At 71.4% G+C, this 15,620-nt stretch carries 13 protein-coding genes; 5 read left to right on the forward strand and 8 right to left on the reverse strand.

Annotation, left to right across the window (positions count from 1 at the left end; translation table 11 throughout):
- Positions 1–135: 135 nt before the first annotated feature.
- The 3 genes from NAEX_RS15510 to NAEX_RS15520 form a co-directional block, all read right to left on the reverse strand.
- Entirely contained in the window at positions 136–945 is an 810-nt protein-coding gene (locus NAEX_RS15510) for a tRNA(His) guanylyltransferase Thg1 family protein (protein ID WP_096328271.1), read from the reverse strand.
- 111 nt (positions 946–1,056) lie between these two features.
- Complete coding sequence (locus NAEX_RS15515) at positions 1,057–2,097, reverse strand: inorganic phosphate transporter (protein WP_096328272.1); 1,041 nt, start codon at positions 2,095–2,097, stop codon at positions 1,057–1,059.
- On the reverse strand, positions 2,090–2,728 hold the full coding sequence (locus NAEX_RS15520; RefSeq protein ID WP_096328273.1) for a DUF47 domain-containing protein: 639 nt from the start codon (positions 2,726–2,728) through the stop codon (positions 2,090–2,092). Before NAEX_RS15520 ends, NAEX_RS15515 begins: the two co-directional genes overlap by 8 nt.
- Before the next feature lie 289 nt (positions 2,729–3,017).
- On the opposite strand from NAEX_RS15520, the gene NAEX_RS15525 reads away from it, so the two are divergent.
- On the forward strand, positions 3,018–4,661 hold the full coding sequence (locus tag NAEX_RS15525) for a protoglobin domain-containing protein (protein WP_096333626.1): 1,644 nt from the start codon (positions 3,018–3,020) through the stop codon (positions 4,659–4,661).
- A gap of 7 nt (positions 4,662–4,668) precedes the next feature.
- Here NAEX_RS15525 and NAEX_RS15530 read toward each other — a convergent pair whose 3' ends face one another.
- On the reverse strand, positions 4,669–5,148 hold the full coding sequence (locus NAEX_RS15530; protein ID WP_170135747.1) for a hypothetical protein: 480 nt from the start codon (positions 5,146–5,148) through the stop codon (positions 4,669–4,671).
- Between the two features lie 184 nt (positions 5,149–5,332).
- Here NAEX_RS15530 and NAEX_RS15535 point away from each other — a divergent pair, with 184 nt between their 5' ends.
- Positions 5,333–6,154 (forward strand): universal stress protein, encoded by an 822-nt coding sequence (locus tag NAEX_RS15535; protein ID WP_170135748.1) that lies wholly within the window; start codon positions 5,333–5,335, stop codon positions 6,152–6,154.
- An 81-nt stretch (positions 6,155–6,235) separates the two neighbouring features.
- On the opposite strand, the gene NAEX_RS15540 is transcribed toward NAEX_RS15535, so the two are convergent.
- Entirely contained in the window at positions 6,236–7,828 is a 1,593-nt protein-coding gene (locus NAEX_RS15540; RefSeq protein ID WP_096328276.1) for a bifunctional 3-(3-hydroxy-phenyl)propionate/3-hydroxycinnamic acid hydroxylase, read from the reverse strand.
- A 215-nt stretch (positions 7,829–8,043) separates the two neighbouring features.
- Between NAEX_RS15540 and NAEX_RS15545 the strand changes: the two genes are divergently transcribed.
- Positions 8,044–8,784 (forward strand): head GIN domain-containing protein, encoded by a 741-nt coding sequence (locus NAEX_RS15545; RefSeq protein WP_170135749.1) that lies wholly within the window; start codon positions 8,044–8,046, stop codon positions 8,782–8,784.
- Between the two features lies 1 nt (position 8,785).
- On the opposite strand, the gene NAEX_RS15550 is transcribed toward NAEX_RS15545, so the two are convergent.
- The 3 genes from NAEX_RS15550 to NAEX_RS15560 form a co-directional block, all read right to left on the reverse strand.
- Positions 8,786–9,418: an RNA polymerase sigma factor gene (locus NAEX_RS15550; RefSeq protein ID WP_170135750.1), complete on the reverse strand. Its 633-nt coding sequence runs from the start codon at positions 9,416–9,418 to the stop codon at positions 8,786–8,788.
- Between the two features lie 145 nt (positions 9,419–9,563).
- Positions 9,564–9,917, reverse strand: coding sequence for a hypothetical protein (locus tag NAEX_RS15555; RefSeq protein ID WP_143140620.1), 354 nt, complete (start codon positions 9,915–9,917; stop codon positions 9,564–9,566).
- Between the two features lie 90 nt (positions 9,918–10,007).
- Positions 10,008–13,202, reverse strand: a complete 3,195-nt coding sequence (locus NAEX_RS15560) for a protein kinase domain-containing protein (protein ID WP_170135751.1) — start codon at positions 13,200–13,202, stop codon at positions 10,008–10,010.
- On the opposite strand from NAEX_RS15560, the gene NAEX_RS50215 reads away from it, so the two are divergent.
- On the forward strand, positions 13,155–14,744 hold the full coding sequence (locus tag NAEX_RS50215; protein WP_170135752.1) for a hypothetical protein: 1,590 nt from the start codon (positions 13,155–13,157) through the stop codon (positions 14,742–14,744). The genes NAEX_RS15560 and NAEX_RS50215 overlap by 48 nt on opposite strands.
- Complete coding sequence (locus tag NAEX_RS15570) at positions 14,741–15,619, forward strand: CHAT domain-containing protein (protein ID WP_096328282.1); 879 nt, start codon at positions 14,741–14,743, stop codon at positions 15,617–15,619. The genes NAEX_RS50215 and NAEX_RS15570 overlap by 4 nt, the downstream gene beginning before the upstream one ends.
- Position 15,620: the final 1 nt, after the last annotated feature.

The raw sequence follows: 15,620 nt of genomic DNA on the forward strand, positions 1-15,620 counted from the left end.
TCGACTGGCTCCGCCGAGGGCATCCCCCACCGACAGCCCGGCGAGGGACAGGCGAGCGCGAGACATTCTTACCGCGTGATCGGCGGGCAGCGAGACCATCCCCGCATAGTACCCGCCGCAGCCGCCGCTGTCACCCTACGCGACGACCTCGGGCTCCGCCCCCTCGAACAGCACCGCCACGCGATTGCGCACCTTCCCGAGCGGAGGCAGCCCCAGCGCCACGTAGTCCGTCCGCTCGATCATCAGCTCCGGATTTCTCCGCGCCTCGTGCATCGGCGGCAACTTCTCCAGTTCCTCCGCGTCGAACCTCCGCAGCGACTTCCGCCGCTGCACATACGTCCCGCGCTTGAAGAACTCGGGATAGTCGTTCCACTCGACCCCCTTGTCGCGCAGCATCGCCTGCATCTCGGCGCCGTTCTTGTTGTCGAGCTGCTTGTGGCTGTAATGCGCCCGCGCCGCCATCGAGATCGAGTTCTTCACCGCGTCGAACTCGCGCCACAAAAACACATTTGCCGCCTCCTCGAGCGACGGCAGGTTCCACACCCGCGCGTCGAAGTGCGGCAGCTTCTCGCCGTACTCCCCCGGCAAGAACTCCGGCAACCTCCTATTAAAATACGCGGTCGTCAGGCTCGCCAGCACCGACACCAATTTTGAAATGCGCCCGTCGAAGATGATTTGGCTGTCGAACGTCGGCGTGTACCAGGCCAGTGTAATTTCATCAGACTGCGTGTAGCCGCACACCGCGTGGGTCTCGCGCACCAGGAATTTCACCGTCTCGATCATCAGCTGCGACAGCCGGCGATCGAACGGTCGCTCGAGCCCGTGCGTGAACTTCGAAAAGGACCGCCCATCGATGCGAGCGACGATCGGCAGCAGCGGCATGCACTTCCTGCCCGCCTCTGCCATCTCGTACATCTTCATCCGGTCCCCGAGATCGTCCGTCATCGCGCCTCCTGCTTCACTGGCCCGACAGGCTCGCACGAGCGACCCGAACAGTCGAGGAGGCGGCCCCGCGCGCCTACGCGCGGACCCGCCTCCTCTCCAAAAACCTTCAGCTCAGGCGTTGTCGCCGAAGATCGCGCGCAGCCCGAGCAGCGACAGGAACGCGAAGCCGGCGCTCGCCGGGATCGTCAGCACCCACGCGAGCACGATGTTGCCGGCCACACCCCAGCGGACCGCGGACAGGCGCTTGCTCGCGCCCACGCCCATGATGCACGCGCTGATGCAGTGCGTCGTCGACACCGGCACGCCCATCGCGCTGGCGGTGAGGATCGTCGCCGTGCCTGCCGTCTCGGCGGCGAAGCCCTGGAGCGGCGTGATGCGGATGATCTTCGCGCCCATCGTCTTGATGATGCGCTTCCCGCCCGCCATCGTGCCGAGGCCGATCGCCGCAGCGCACGAGAACACCACCCACGTCGGCACCTCCTTGCCGACCGGCAGCATCGACTCGGGCACGCCGGTGTAGCCGGCGGTGACGAACGAGACCAGCGCGAGGGTGATGATGCCCATCGCCTTCTGCGCGTCGTTCGAGCCGTGCGAGAAGGCCATCATGCAGGCCGAGATCAGCTGCAGCCGTCGCGAGCCGCGCTGCACCGTCACCGGCTTGAACGCCCGCACCAGCCACAGCAGCGCGATCATGAACAGGAACGCGATCGTGAAGCCGGCCAGCGGCGAGAGCACCAGCGGGATCAGCACCTTGTCGGTCAGCGTGCCCCAGTTGAAGGCCGAGATCCCCGCGTGAGCCACGACCGCGCCCGCGAGCCCGCCGATCAGCGCGTGCGACGAGCTCGACGGGATGCCGTACCACCACGTCAGCAGGTTCCAGATGCAGGCGCCGATCAGCGCCGCCAGCACCACCACCTGGGTGACGAGCATCGGCTCGGCGAACCCGGAGGCGATCGTCTTCGCCACCGCGGTGCCGGTGATCGCGCCGATGAAGTTGAGGATGCCGGCGAGGATGACCGCGGTGCGGACCGGCAGCACGCCGGTCGAGACGACGGTGGCGATCGCGTTGGCGGCGTCGTGGAAGCCGTTGATGTAGTCGAACACCAGCGCGACCACGATCACCAGGATGAGCAGCGTCAGCATGCTAACCATGCTTCACCGCCAGGTTCTTGAGCCGCTCGGCCACCGTCTCGCACTTGTCGATCGCCTTCTCGAGGTCCTCGAGGACCTCCTTGTCGCGCAGCAGCACCTTGGCGTCGATCGCCGGGTCGTGGAACAGCTGCCCGACCGCGTTGCGGAAGATCCGGTCGGCCTCCTTCTCGTGCTGCTTGATCACCCGGCCGACCGCGATCAGCTTGGCGTACTCGTGGCGCCGCAGCGCCGGCAGCTCGGCCTTCAGCAGCTCGGCCATCTTCACCAGGATGTTCATCAGCTCGACCATCGGCGGCGACGGCTCCGGCACCGCGTACAGCTCGAAGGTCCGGCCCGTCAGGTTGATCAGGTCGACGATGTCGTCGATCGACGCCGCCAGGAGCTGGATGTCCTCGCGGTCGATCGGGGTCACGAACACCCGCGCGAGCTGCTCCTCGATCTCGTAGACGATCGCGTCCGCCTGGTGCTCGAGCTCCTGCACGGTCTCGCGCACCCTCTCGGCCGGCACGCCGTGCGCGAAGTCGGCGAGCGCGCGAGCCGCTTGCTCGAGCAGCTCGCTCTGGCGCTCGATGAGCCCGTAAAACACATCCTCCCGCGGAAGGAGCCAACGGATGACGTCCTGCAGAGCCATGGTGCTTCTCCGCGCGCGAACCTAGCCGGCCTCTGTCGGCGAGTCCATCGCTTGCTCGCGCATTTTGCGCACGGTCGACGCACCTGTAACATGTCTGTCACAACGAGGGCGTAGAGGGCCACCGCTGCTCGTACGCGGCGGTCCCCGCCTCGCGGCGTGAGGTACCACCCCGCGACGATCGTCTCCAAGACCGCAGCGCCGCGGGCGCGACGCAGCGACGGTGACGCAGCGTCGTCGGCTTGTCGCGACCGATCGTCGCGTGTACATCCGAGAGCTCCCGGGCCTCGCGATGCAGACCCTCGAGACGCGGTTCGAGGAGCTCAAGCGCTACATCGGCTTCACCGCCGAGGACGCGGAATACCTGCGAGCCGCGCGCGAGCTGGCCGAGCCGCACTTCGAGCGGATCGCCCGCGAGTTCTACGAGCGGATCCGCCTGCACGAGGAGGCCCACGCGGTGTTCACCGGCGAGGACCAGATCGCCCGCCTGCACCGCTCGCTGATCCGCTGGCTCGGGCGCCTGTTCGGCGGCGTGTACGACGAGGCGTACTACCAGGACATCGTCACGATCGGCCGCGTCCACGTGAAGGTCGGCCTGCCGCAGCGCTACATGTTCACGGCGATGGCGCGGATCCGCGGCTCGCTGGTGGCGATCGTCGAGGCTTCGCCGAGCGACGGCCCGCGCACGGTGGCCGCCGTGTCGCGGCTCCTCGACCTCGAGCTGGCGATCATGCTCGAGAGCTATCGCGACGACTTCGTCGCCCGGATCCAGCAAGTCGAGCGGCTCGAGAAGCAGGCGCTCGGGCGCTCGCTGGCGCGGACCGAGCACCGCTACATCAGCGCCGTCGAGCTCGCGCGCGTGCTGATCCTCGGGCTCGACGTCGACGGCTGCGTGCGCCTGTTCAACCGCGAGGCCGAGCGCGCCACCGGCCACCAGCGCGACGAGGTGCTCGGGCGCTCGTTCGTCGAGGCGCTGCACGTCGGCGACAGCGGCGACGGCCTGCGCCTGCGCGAGCGGCTGGCGCGCTTCGCCGAGCTCCACCGCCAGAGCCCCGACGCGCGCGCCGGCGCGGCCGGCGGCGACGACGAGCCCCCGCTCGAGACGACCGTCCAGACCCGCAGCGGCCGCACGCGCGTGGTCCGCTGGCGCCTCACCTACGCCCCGGCCGAGGGCGACGAAGTCGCCGTGTTCGCCCTCGGCATCGACTCGACCGACGAGACGGCGCTGCTGGCCCGTACCCAGCAGCAGGAGCGGCTCGCCGCGATCGGCACCCTCGCCGCCGGTCTGGCCCACGAGATCCGCAACCCCCTCAACGGCGCGCAGCTCCACCTCACCCGCCTCGAGCGGGCGCTCCGCCGCGGCGACACCAGCCCGCGCGTGTTCGAGTCGGTCACCGTCGTCGGCGACGAGATGAAGCGCCTCGGCGCGCTCGTCACCGAGTTCCTCGAGTTCGCCCGCCCGCGCCCGCTCCGCCTCGAGCCGGTGTGCGTGCAACCACTGCTCGAGCGCGTCGCCGAGCTGGTGGCCGCGCAGGCCGGCGAGAGCCAGGTCCACGTCCGCCTCGACGTCCCGATCGCCCCGATCGAGCTCACGGCCGACCGCGCCAAGCTCGAGCAGGTGCTGCTCAACCTCGCCCGCAACGCGATCGAGGCGCTCGCGCCGATCGGCGGCGGCAACGTGGTGGTCCGCGCCCGTCGCCAGCCGCGCACCGTCACCCTCGAGGTCGAGGACGACGGCCCCGGCGTCGCCCCCGACACCCCGATCTTCGACGCCTTCTACTCGAGCAAGCCGCAGGGCACCGGCCTCGGCCTGTCGATCACCCACCGGATCGTCACCGACCACGGCGGCACGATCGACGTCGACAGCGCGCCCGGCCGCTCGCTGTTCCGCGTGGCCCTGCCGCTCACCCCACTGAGCAGCCACCGCCGCCGCTGACGTCGGGTCACGACGGCGGCGGCTCGCCGTACTTCGCCGACTGCGCGCAGTTGCGGACGCAGGTCCAGCGATCGCCGTCGCCGAGCTTGCGGTCGGCGTGGCAGCCGTCGACGCACACCGACAGCCGGTCCAGCGATTCGTCCGTCACGGCCTCGTCGGCGGCCCGCGCCCGTCGCTTGCACCGCTTCGCACACGCCCGCGAATCACCGCACCTGTGCATGCACCTGGCGGCGGCGTCGAATGCCGCGTCCGCGGCCGTCGGCGCGACCTTGAAGGCCATCTCGCAGTTGCGGCGGCAGCTCACCTCGTCGCCGGCGTCGAGCTCCTGGCGCGCGCAATCGTCGTAACAGGCGGACAGCCCGCCGCGGTCGCCGCTGGCGTTGTGCTTGCTCTCCTCGAGCTTCGGCGGCGAGTCCTGGTGGACCATGTCGCAGGCGGCCAGAGCGAACAGGACAGCGGCGAAACGAGCGCGGATCGACATACCCATTCATGGCGAGATCTTCGTGGCTCGGCGACCGCGAAACTCCTGCGCGCCGCAGGCATGCCTGATCCGCGCGTCCCCGACCGATCGCACGTCACGTCAATCTCACGACTCCCGCCGCCGCCGCGGGTCGCGTGATATCCTGCGGGCAGGCCCAGCGATGACGATATCGGCAGCAAACTCATGGATCGTGGCCCTCGACCTGCGCGACCGCAGCCGCGGCGCCCTCGCGTTCGCCGGCTGGCTCGGCGCCGCCGGCGAATCGGTGGTCGGCGCCTACGTGCTCGAGGCGTGGAGCCGGCCCTACATCCGCGACGACGTCGAGCACGACCTGCGCGAGGCCGCCGTTCGCGCGGCGCAGGCGCTCGGCTGTCGCCCGCCCGCCCGGATCGTCACCGAAGAAGCCGAGACCGCCGAGGCCGGGCTCGCCCGCGTCGCCGTCGGCGCCTCCGGCCTGATCGTCGGCCGCGTCGCCGCGCACCCGCGCCGCGCCCTCTCGCGCCTCGGCCCGGTCGCGCGCCGGCTGCTGCGCCAATTGCCCGCGCCGGTGGTCGTCGTCCCGCCCACGCTCGTCACCGTCGCCGCCGGCCCTATCCTCCTCGCCACCGATCTCGGGCCCGCCAGCGACGAGGCCGTCGTGTTCGCCCGCGACCTCGCCGCTCGCCTCGACCGCGGCCTCGAGGTCGTCCACGTCGGCGAAGATTTTTACGAGGATGACGGCGAGATCCGCGACCCCGTGTGGCTGCGGGCGCGCGACGTCTACCGCGCCGAGGTCGCGCAGGACACCGAGCGCTGGGCCGCCGCCCAGGGGCTCGGGGCGGCGCCCCGGCACCTCCGTTTCGGCGACCCGGTGCTCGAGCTCGCCGACCTGGCCGAGGCTCGCGACGCCGCCCTCGTGGTCGTCGGCTCGCGCCGCCTCGGCTTCCCGGCCCGCTTCTTTCTCAGCAGCACCGCCTCCGCGCTGGCCGGCCTCGCCACCTGCCCCGTGGCCGTGGTCCCGCCGCGCGACTGACGGGCGTGTCCCCGGGGGCATGTCCCCGACGACAGGCCCCATAGGCCATGCACTTTTAAACATGTCCTTTCAGTCACGCGGTCAACCTCCCAGCCCAGGCGGATCGCGCAGCGCCTCGGCCAGCGCGCGGCCGAGGCTGGCCGCCGCGTGCGCCGGGCCGCCGGCGAACACGTGGCGGTCGGGGCGGACGATCGCCACCTCGGCGCGGTGGCGGCGGAACCACGCGGCCAGCTTGCCGCTCGCGTCGACCAGGTCGACGAGCCCCGCCTCGCGTGCGCCCGCCGTCGCGCGCACGCGAACGAACCGCGGGTTCAACCCTTTTAAAAAATATCCGTCGCGATCGACCGCCCGCGGGTCGACCTCGAGCCCGACGATGGCGAAGCCGGGCCCCAGCAGCTCGTCGGAGCGGCCGGCCTCGCCGCAGATCTGCGGAAAATACGTGCCCTCGGCCCCGTTCCGCCTTCTTCGCCCGCCGGCGATGAAGCCGGCGCGGTGCAGCGGCGGCGGCTTGAACTCGAGCTCGCAGATGAACCGCCGGGCCCGATCGCTCCGCTGCAGCGCGCGGAACACCGCGTCGCGGACGGCCGCCAGCCGCCGCGCGTCGGTCAAGAACACCTGGCCCAGGCGCGCGCTGACCTCGATCATCGCCTGCGTGTGCGCCCGCCGCTCAATTTCGTAGGTCGCCAGCAGCCGCGGGTCGGCCGCCCCGGTCAGCACGGCCGCGAGCTTCCACGTCAGGTTGGCGACGTCGCGCAGGCCCGAGCACAGCCCTTGGCCCATGAACGGCGGCATCTGGTGGGCCGCGTCGCCGAGCAGGAACACGCGTCCGACCTGCCAGCGCTCGGCCACGTGCTTGCCGAAGCGATAGGTCACCGCGCGGGTGATCCGATAGCGGTCCGGGTCGACGAACGGTGCCACCAATGTGCGCACCGACTCGGGCCGCTCGAGCGCCGCCGGCACCTCGCCGCGGCGGAGCTTGCATTCGATGCGGACCCCGCCGGCCGGCCCGAGGCTGACGAAGGTCGGCCGCGCCGGGTCGCACACGAAGCAGGTGTTGGGCACGCGCAGCGCCCCCGGCTCGGCGAAGCCCGAGATCGCCAGCCACGGCTCGTCGCAGCGCGCGCCCTGCATCGCGACCCCGAGCAGCTGGCGGATCGTGCTGCGCGCCCCGTCGCAGCCGAGCACGTAGCGGGCCGTCAACGTGCTCGGCCCGCTCGCCTCGCGCAGCGACAGCGTCACCGCCTCGGCGTCGGCGCGCAGCCCCGTGACCGCGCAGCCGAGGCGCAGCGACACCGACGGGAAGCGGCCCATGCCGGCGCGCAGGGTCGCCTCGAGCGTCGGTTGATGAAAGAAGTGCAGCGGGCTGTAGCCCGAACCGAAGTCGAGGCGGGAAAACCAGATCTCCGCGAACGGTCGGCCCGCCACCCCCGTGTAGTCGACCCGGTCCGCCGTCACCATGTCGGCCAGCAGGCGGTCGACCAGCCCGATCTGCTGGTAGATCCGCAGCGCCTCGTCGTCGCAGCTGAACGCCCGCGGCTGGCCGTGCTCGCTCGTCTCGCGCTCCAGCACCACGCACGAGAGCCCCGCCATGCCGAGGAAGTTGGCCGCCACCGCGCCCACGGGCCCGCAGCCGACGAGGGCGACATCACATTCGACGGCGGGAATTTCGGACATGACGCGGCCCGGCGCGAGGGCGCGGCATCATCGCCGAGAATCACGCGTCCGTCGAGCCCACGGCCGCTCCGACTGCCATGATTGCACCGGCCGTGACGAATGCTGTGAGCACCCGCATCGCTGCGATGGATATGCTCATTGAATGCTCCCCAGCTGCGCGATTCCGCCCGCACGGTCGGGGTGACACTTCGCGGCCGGCCCGGTGTTGCACCGGCATGCCGCTTCTCCTCGCCTGCCGTCCGCGTCTTCGCTCCTGTCTCGCCGCCCTGCTGACCCTCCCGCTCGCGCTGGTCGCCGGGGCCTGTTTCGTGGCGATCGGCGACGGCGACCTCGAGGTCGACGAGCGCGCGCTCGCCGGCTTCGACGCCGTCGTCAACGCCAGCCCGCTCGACGTCGAGGTCACCCTCGGCGAGGGCGAGGCCGTGCGCGTGGTGTGCGACGGCAACCTGCTCGACCGCGTCGAGACGGTCGTCGAGGACGGCGTGCTGCTCATCGACCGCGCCGGCCTGTACCCGCTGCACCCGCGCGCCGGCTGCCGCGTCGAGGTCGACGCCGGGCACCTGCGGGCCCTGCGAAACACCGGCTCCGGCGCGGTGCACACCGTCGGCGCCGCCACCGAGCTCAGCGACATTCGCCAGCAAGGCTCGGGCTCGATCACCGTCGATGAGCTGACGGTCGCGCACGCCGACGTCCGCTCGACCGGCTCCGGCAGCGTCCACCTGGCCGGCACGATCGGCGACGTCGCGCTCGTCAACACCGGCTCCGGCACGATCCACGCCCGCGACCTGCAGGCCGAGACCGCCCAGGCCCGCAGCACCGGCTCCGGCGGCCTCGAGCTGTACGCCAGCGAGCTCGTCGACGCCGAGCTCACCGGCTCCGGCGACATTCACGTGTGGGGCTCACCCGCCGACCGCCACACGCGCACCACCGGCTCCGGCCGGGTCGTGTTCCATTGAATCACAGCCGCTGCGGGTTCTTGGCGTCGACGTGCTGGCGGATCTCCCGCATCCGGGCGTCGACGTCGGCGTCCTGCAGCGCGTGCCCCGGCTGCACCCGCGCCCACTCGCGCCGCAGCGCCTCCTTCGCCACGCGCAGCCGCCCGGCCACCGTCTCGCGCGACTTCAGCTTGAGCACCTCCTGGATCTCCGGCTCCGTCAGGTCGGTCCAGTAGCGCAGCTCGAGCACGGTCTGCGCGTTGATGGTGAGCCGCCGCAGACACTCGAACAAGAGGCGCGCCTGCTCGTTGGCGAACACGAACGAAGACATCGCCGGGAGGCCGGTGTCGACGACGGCATGCACCTCCGGATCGAACGACTCGAAGTCCCTGCGCCGGCGCTCCTGCAGGTGACGACAGAGGACGCGATAGGCGATCGCAAACAGGTAGCCGCGGAAGCTGCACTCGCCGCGGAAGTTCTGCCGCGACTTGACGCACTCGAGGAAGGTCCGGTTGGTGAGGTCCTGGTAGTGCGACTCGTCCTTGCTGAGGAAGAACCGCCGCAGCCGGGGGTAGTGCCGCTTCAGGAGGATGTTGCCGGCGCGGCGGTCACCGGCGCACCAGGCGTCGAAGAGGGGGCGGTCGTCGTCGGCCACGGGGGTTCGAGTCTCGGTCGTCGTCGTTGCGAGCATTGCGCAGCTCCTGGACGGCGCGAAGGCCGTCCAGGAGCGTGGTGCGCCGGCCGGGGGCGAACGATCACCCCCGGGCGCGGAATTTTTTAAGGAAACGACCCAGTGGCCGCTAGACCCCGAAGGCCACGCGCCGGACGGGGTCGGGCTTGGTCGGCTCCTTCTTGGTGTTGACCCGGATCGTCGCCGCCGTCCCGGTGGTCTCGGCGATCAGGACGAAGGTCGTCTCGGTCTCGCGGTCGGGCAGCAAGAACGACAGGTGCTGGCTGTTGCTCGTGGTCGCCCAGGCCGGCGACTCGAGCCGAAGGGTGTGCTCCGCCGGATGCTGCAAGTACAGGAAGGTCCCACAGGCGACCTCGAGCTGGTTGACGTTCGAGCCGAACGACAGGGTGGCCCGGTCCTCGTTCAGGTCGGGGTTGCCGGGAGCGGTGTAGATCACGTTCAGTGTGGTCGGTGGAGCGGTCATGCTGCGTCCTTGCTGTGATTGGCTGGATGAGGTTGTGGATAGGGGAAGATGGCTGGATTCGGGGCCAGGGCCTGCCAGCCGGCAAAGGAACTATGAACAATTGCCGCGAAGCTCTGCGGCTGCCTGGCGAAGCTCGGCGATCCCCGGAGGGAGCTCGACTTCATCGGCGAGGGTCTGCGCGAGGAGCTCGAGCTCGCCGGCGTAATCCTTCCGGTCGTCGCAGCCCGCGTCGTTGAAGTCCGCGCGGCGGTCCAACAGCAGTTGGACCGCCACGTCGGGCCGTCCGAGGTTGACGGCGGCCGCCGCCGCGTTGCCGAGCTGCTGCCCATAAATCCAGCTGCGGTCGCCGGTCCCCTCGAACACGGCCGCCCCGGCGAGGAACGCGTCCTGCGCTGCCGCGAAGTCCTTGCGCAAGAACGCGATCTTGCCGCGGACCGCCCACGCGTCGGCGCGCTCGCGCGGATCGACCTCCGACAACGTCTCCATGCCCGCGAACACCTCGTCGACGGAGCGCTCGGCGCATTCGATGCACCCCAGGTCGAGCGCGAAGTTGGCGTACGACAGGCTGCGCCGGTGGACCGCGCGCGCGTCCCAATGATTGGTCCGGTAGAGATCGCGCGTTCGTTCGAGATCGAGGAGGCAGTCATCGACCGCATGCGGATCGACACCAACGACATCTCGCATGTACTCGCATTCGGCCTCGGCCAGGCCTGCCACGCTCTCCACCGTGTACGGGTGCGTCTCGCCGAGCCGCGCCTCGCGGATCTGCACGGCCGCGACGTAGTGCTCGCGAGCCACGTCGAACTGCGCGTCGCGCTCGCGCCCGCGCAGCTTCTGCGAGAGGTTCGAGAGGCTGACGCCCAGGCTGTGGTGAGACTTCGCGGTGGTCGGGTGCTGCTCGCCGAGCACCTCCTCGCGCAGGGCGAGCGCCTTGCTGTGCTGGGCCACCGCCTTCTCGTGGTCGCTCAGAGCCTCGAACCGCAGCCCTTCTGCCTCCGCGAACTCCGCGTCGAAGCGGCGCCGGATCGGCGACTCGGCCGGCACGCGCGTCATCACGGCCTCGATCCATGGCGCCTGCTGGGCCGCCTCGGCGGCCGCGCCGAGGTCGTTGACCAGGCTCTTGAGTCGAAACGAGGCCGCCTGGGCGAAAGTGTCGTGATCGCCGACCTTCGCCGCCTGCAAGGCTGCGTCCTCCAGTTGGTCGATGGCCGCCCGGGACGACGCCGCGGACGCCTCGAGCCAGCCGGCGAGATAGCGCGCCCGGGCTCGCGCGGCCTCGTGCCCGTAGCTGGCGTCCAGCGCGACCCCGACCTTGGCAGTCGCCCCCGCGAAGTCACCCGCGGCGATCTGCAGCTCCAGCCGATCGAGGTAGTTGCCCAACCACTCCGGCGTGTCCACCTGCATCGGCGCGCCCGGGCGGCCGCACTCCGCCGGTTCGTCGAGGCGGCCGAGCACGTCGATCACACGCGTGACGCTGGTGCGATCGGGCCGGGCGTACAGCGCGATGACGTGGGCGAAGCGCTCGAGTTGTCGATCGAGACACGTCCGCTCGGCCTCCGTCGGCGCGGCGCACATCGCCCCATGAGCCTTCACCCAGCTGTCACGATATCTCGTGGCGAATCGCTGTAACTCCTGGTTTGCCTGCGTCGTGAACGGCAACGGCACGCCGAGGACCGCCGCCTCGACGGCCGCGCTCCGCGACCTGTTCCAGACCGCTTCGGCTCTGTCACGGCCCTCCGTCAAGCATGGGTCCGGGCTCGCCGCGTGAACCGCCCAGGCCACGCCGAGGACCCCCGCCCCGGCGACCACACTCGCGACGATGGCCAGCCCTCGCCGCGGTCGCAGGGTCAAGGCCGCCAGCAGCGCCGCGACGTCCGGGAACCGCGCCGCCGGGTCCTCCGACAGTCCGCGCAGCAGCGCCCGCACCAGCGCCGCCGGCGGCTCGTCGCCCGGACGACGCGTCCGCAGCTCCACCCCGGGCCGCGGTCGACTGCCGAACAACGCCTCGTACAACGCCACGCAAAAGCTGTACTGATCGCTCAAAGGCGTCGCGCGCCCGCCCTGGAGACACTCCGGAGCGATGTAGCCCTCGGTGCCGACGCGGTGCCCATCTCCAGTGAGGCGAGAGGGAGCCCCCTCGGAAGAACCCGACTCCCGCGGCGTCTCGCCCGAGTTGCTGACCGGCTCGTCGGCCACGAGCGCGAGGCCGAAGTCACCGAGCACCGCCCCGACATGATCGTCGATGAACACGTTGTCGGCTTTGAAATCGCGGTGGACGATCTCCTTCATGTGGGCGGCATGCAGACCACGGCCGGCAGCCACGAACTTCTCGACGATCTCCTGCCAACGGCGCCTCTGATTCTTGAGCCAGCCGCGCAGCGAGTCTCGCTGCTTGATCTCCATGACGAGGTAAGCCGCCCCCTCGAACGTCCCGGCGTCATGCACGCGGACCACGTTCGGGTGCTCGAGCTTCGCCAGCGCCTTCGCCTCACGCAGCAGGCGGGCGTTCTGCACCGCGCTGCCGTGTTCCGGGCCCAGGCGGATCAGCTTCAGCGCGACCCGGCGATCGAGCTTGGGATCGTACACCGCATACACGTCCGCCTGCCCGCCCTGTCCCAGGTGGTCGAGGATCGTGAAACGATCGATCTTCGTCGCCGACGCCAGCGGCCGTGACGCCTCTGCCGGCCCCGGCGGGGCGCCGGGCGAGCTGTCCGCCACCCCGAACTCCGCCAGGGTGCCCGCGAGCTCTGCCGCGATATGGCGGGGGGTCGACGCGGACCCGTCGTCGAGGTCGGAGGGCATGCTGTGATCGTAGTGCTCGGAACCCTGCCGATCGATCACCTCCGATTCGCCGGGGCGAAAGCTCGCCGGTGGTTCGGCCGCCCGTGGTACCATCGCCGCGTGCTGGCCCTCCTGATCGGCGCGCCGACGCAGGGGCTCGCGGGCGTCGACCACGACCTCGCGGGCATGGCCGCCCTCGTGCGCGCCCGCGGCGGCGAGCCGGTCGTCCTCCCTCGCGCCACCTTGCCCGCGATCCGCGGGGCTCTCGCCGCGCTGGTCGATCGCTGCCCCGCCGACGTCCCCGTGCTCCTCTATCTCACCGGCCACGGCGGCGCCCTCGTCAACACCGAGCACGACAGCCGGGCCCCCAGCCCCGCCCCGGCCCGCCTCTCTTACTTCATCACCACCGACGAGGACCGCCTCTTCGACCTCGAGCTGTCGCTGTGGTGCGCGCGCTTGGCCGGCAAGACCCGCAACGTCACCGCGATCCTCGATTGTTGCCACTCGGCCACCCTCGTCCGCGGCGACGATCGCGACGACCTCCGCGACCGCCGGCTCGCCGCCTTTTTCGCCTGGCGCGCCGCGCATCAGCGCGAGATCGACGCGCTCGACGCCGAGGCCCACCCCGACGTCGTCCGGCTCGCGGCCGCCGGCATCAACGGCCGCGGCCGCATCCACGACCAGCGCAGCGCCCTCACCTCCGCCTTGCTCGCCGAGCTCACCACCGGCGAAGCCCCGTCGTGGGTCGCCCTGTTCGCCGGCATCGAGCGATGGCTCGCCCGCGCCGGCGTCCCGCAACAGCCGCGCCTGTCCGGCCCGGTCCGGCGCCGCGTCTTCAGCCTCGCCGAGGCGCTGCCGCCCGGCGCCGTCCCGGTCCGACGCGCGGAGGGCCGCATCATCCTCGCGGCCGGGCAGCAGCACGGCGTGCGCCGCGGCGACCTGTTCCTCGTCGACATCTTTCCCGACCGAGTGTGTCACGTCGACGACCTCGCTCCGACCCACGCCGTCCTGCGCCCGCGCGGCGGCGACATGTCCTCCGGGACACCCCCTGCCGCCCTCTGCCCGCCCGGGGACGACCTGTCCCTCGCGACGGGCCATCCCGACACCGCGATATCTCTCGGGACAGACCGCTCGTCCTCGCAGCGAGCTCTCCTGTCCCCGGAGACAGGTCTGCCCACCGCCATCCCCACGCCCCTCGGGCCAGCCCAGTCCGCCCCGCCCGACGTCGACATGTCCCATGGGACAGCCCCATCCGTGCCCCGCGACGACCTGTCCCTCGGGCCAGACGCATACGCCCTGCCGCTGCACCTCCGCGGCCACGGCGGCGTCGTCGTCACCGGCCCGCCCGAGCCCGCCGCCGCGCTCGCGCGCGCCCTGCAACACGCAGGCTGGGACGTCCACGCCGGTCCCGGCGGGCCCCTCCTCGCCACCCTCGCCTGCAGCGACGCCGCGATCGTCGTCCACGCCGCCGACGCCCCCGCCTGCGCCACTCTGCTCGCCGACGACCTCGCCGGCCTCCTCGCCGTCCTCCAGCGACTGGCCCGCAGCGCCCGCCTGCAGCACCTCGGCGCCGGCAGCCTCGCCGCGCTGACGATCAAGGCCAGCTGGGGCCGGGTGCGCGCCGGAATCTGCGAACCACTTTCCCCCAGGGGAGCCGAGCTCGCCGACGACGCCGCCGTCTTCGTCCGCCTCGAAAACGCCGCCGACGACCGCCGCTTCGTCAGCGTGTTCTGGCTCGCCGACGACGGCGAGGCCGCCTTGCTGTCCCGCTCCGAGTCGATGGGCATCGAGCTCCCGCCGGGCACCACCCACGTCCTCGGCGCCCGCCCCTTCGCCCGCACCGCCCGCGGCGTGGTCCTGCCGCGCCGCCCGCTCGCCCCCGGCGAGCGCCGCCACGAGCGCCTCGTCATCGTCGCCACCCCGCACCGACAGGCGCTGTGGAGCTTCGATTCGCCCCGCCCCGCCGGCACCCCGCACCGCGGTGACGGCGGAGCCTCCGTCGAGGTCTTCGCCTTCACCGTCCTGACCGCCGCCACGCCGTCATGAAGTCGCCGATCCACCAGCTGCATCAATTCCTGCTCGACCGCTTCACCAGCTCCGAGCTGCGACAATTCGCGCTCTTTTACTGGGAGGGCGTCAGCCAGAAGTTGCCCGGCGAATCGATCTCGCACGCCGACCTGTGCATGCAGCTGTGCACCGCCTTGCAGCGCCTGGGCCTGATCGACGCCGATTTGTTCGCCCTGCTCGAGCGCGAGCGACCGCGCTTCCGCCCGGAGATCGATCAGCTCCGCCGCCACTTCCAGGCCGCCGACGCGAGCACCCCTGCCGCCGACACCAGCCAGCCGCTCATCGCCTTCGTCGCCGCCAACCCGATCGCCCTGCCCGCGCTGCGCCTCGCCGAGGAGGCCCGGGACATCGAGGACAAGCTGCGCACCACCGGCGCCCGCTTCCGCTTCCAGTCGACCTGGTGCGCCGGCCCCGACGAGCTGCTCGACGCCCTGGTCGAGACCTCGCCCGACATCCTCCACTTCGCCGGCCACGGCGGCAGAAACGGCGCGCTGCTGCTGCAGACCGCCGAGGGCGGCGCCCACCCCGTCGCCCCCGCCGCCCTCGCGGGCCTCGTCGCCGCGCGCCCGTGGAAGCCGCGCCTCGTCGTCCTCAACTGCTGCTACAGCGCCGTCCTCGCCAACGCCCTGCGCCCCCACGTCGACGCCGTCATCGGCATGCGCGACGAGGTCCCCGACGACGTCGGCCGCCGCTTCGCCGTCCAGCTCTACCGCGCGCTCGCCCAGCGCGACAGCCTCGCGACCGCCTTCGACACCGCCCGCGCCGCCCTCCGGGTCTACAACCTCGCCGCCGACCACCTCCCGCAGCTCACCGTGCGCGGCGCCGTCGACCCGCAGCGCTACCGCCTCTTCTGAC

It is taken from the genome of Nannocystis exedens (genome assembly GCF_002343915.1).
GTDB lineage: Bacteria > Myxococcota_A > Polyangia > Nannocystales > Nannocystaceae > Nannocystis > Nannocystis exedens.

What these genes read in the sequence shown, in the direction of transcription:
- NAEX_RS15510 (WP_096328271.1), bottom strand. Translation starts at nt 945, where the DNA reads ATGACGGACGATCTCGGGGACCGGATGAAGATGTACGAGATGGCAGAG.
- NAEX_RS15515 (WP_096328272.1), bottom strand. Translation starts at nt 2,097, where the DNA reads ATGGTTAGCATGCTGACGCTGCTCATCCTGGTGATCGTGGTCGCGCTG.
- NAEX_RS15520 (WP_096328273.1), bottom strand. Translation starts at nt 2,728, where the DNA reads ATGGCTCTGCAGGACGTCATCCGTTGGCTCCTTCCGCGGGAGGATGTG.
- NAEX_RS15525 (WP_096333626.1), top strand. Translation starts at nt 3,018, where the DNA reads ATGCAGACCCTCGAGACGCGGTTCGAGGAGCTCAAGCGCTACATCGGC.
- NAEX_RS15530 (WP_170135747.1), bottom strand. Translation starts at nt 5,148, where the DNA reads ATGGGTATGTCGATCCGCGCTCGTTTCGCCGCTGTCCTGTTCGCTCTG.
- NAEX_RS15540 (WP_096328276.1), bottom strand. Translation starts at nt 7,828, where the DNA reads ATGTCCGAAATTCCCGCCGTCGAATGTGATGTCGCCCTCGTCGGCTGC.
- NAEX_RS15545 (WP_170135749.1), top strand. Translation starts at nt 8,044, where the DNA reads ATGCCGCTTCTCCTCGCCTGCCGTCCGCGTCTTCGCTCCTGTCTCGCC.
- NAEX_RS15555 (WP_143140620.1), bottom strand. Translation starts at nt 9,917, where the DNA reads ATGACCGCTCCACCGACCACACTGAACGTGATCTACACCGCTCCCGGC.
- NAEX_RS15570 (WP_096328282.1), top strand. Translation starts at nt 14,741, where the DNA reads ATGAAGTCGCCGATCCACCAGCTGCATCAATTCCTGCTCGACCGCTTC.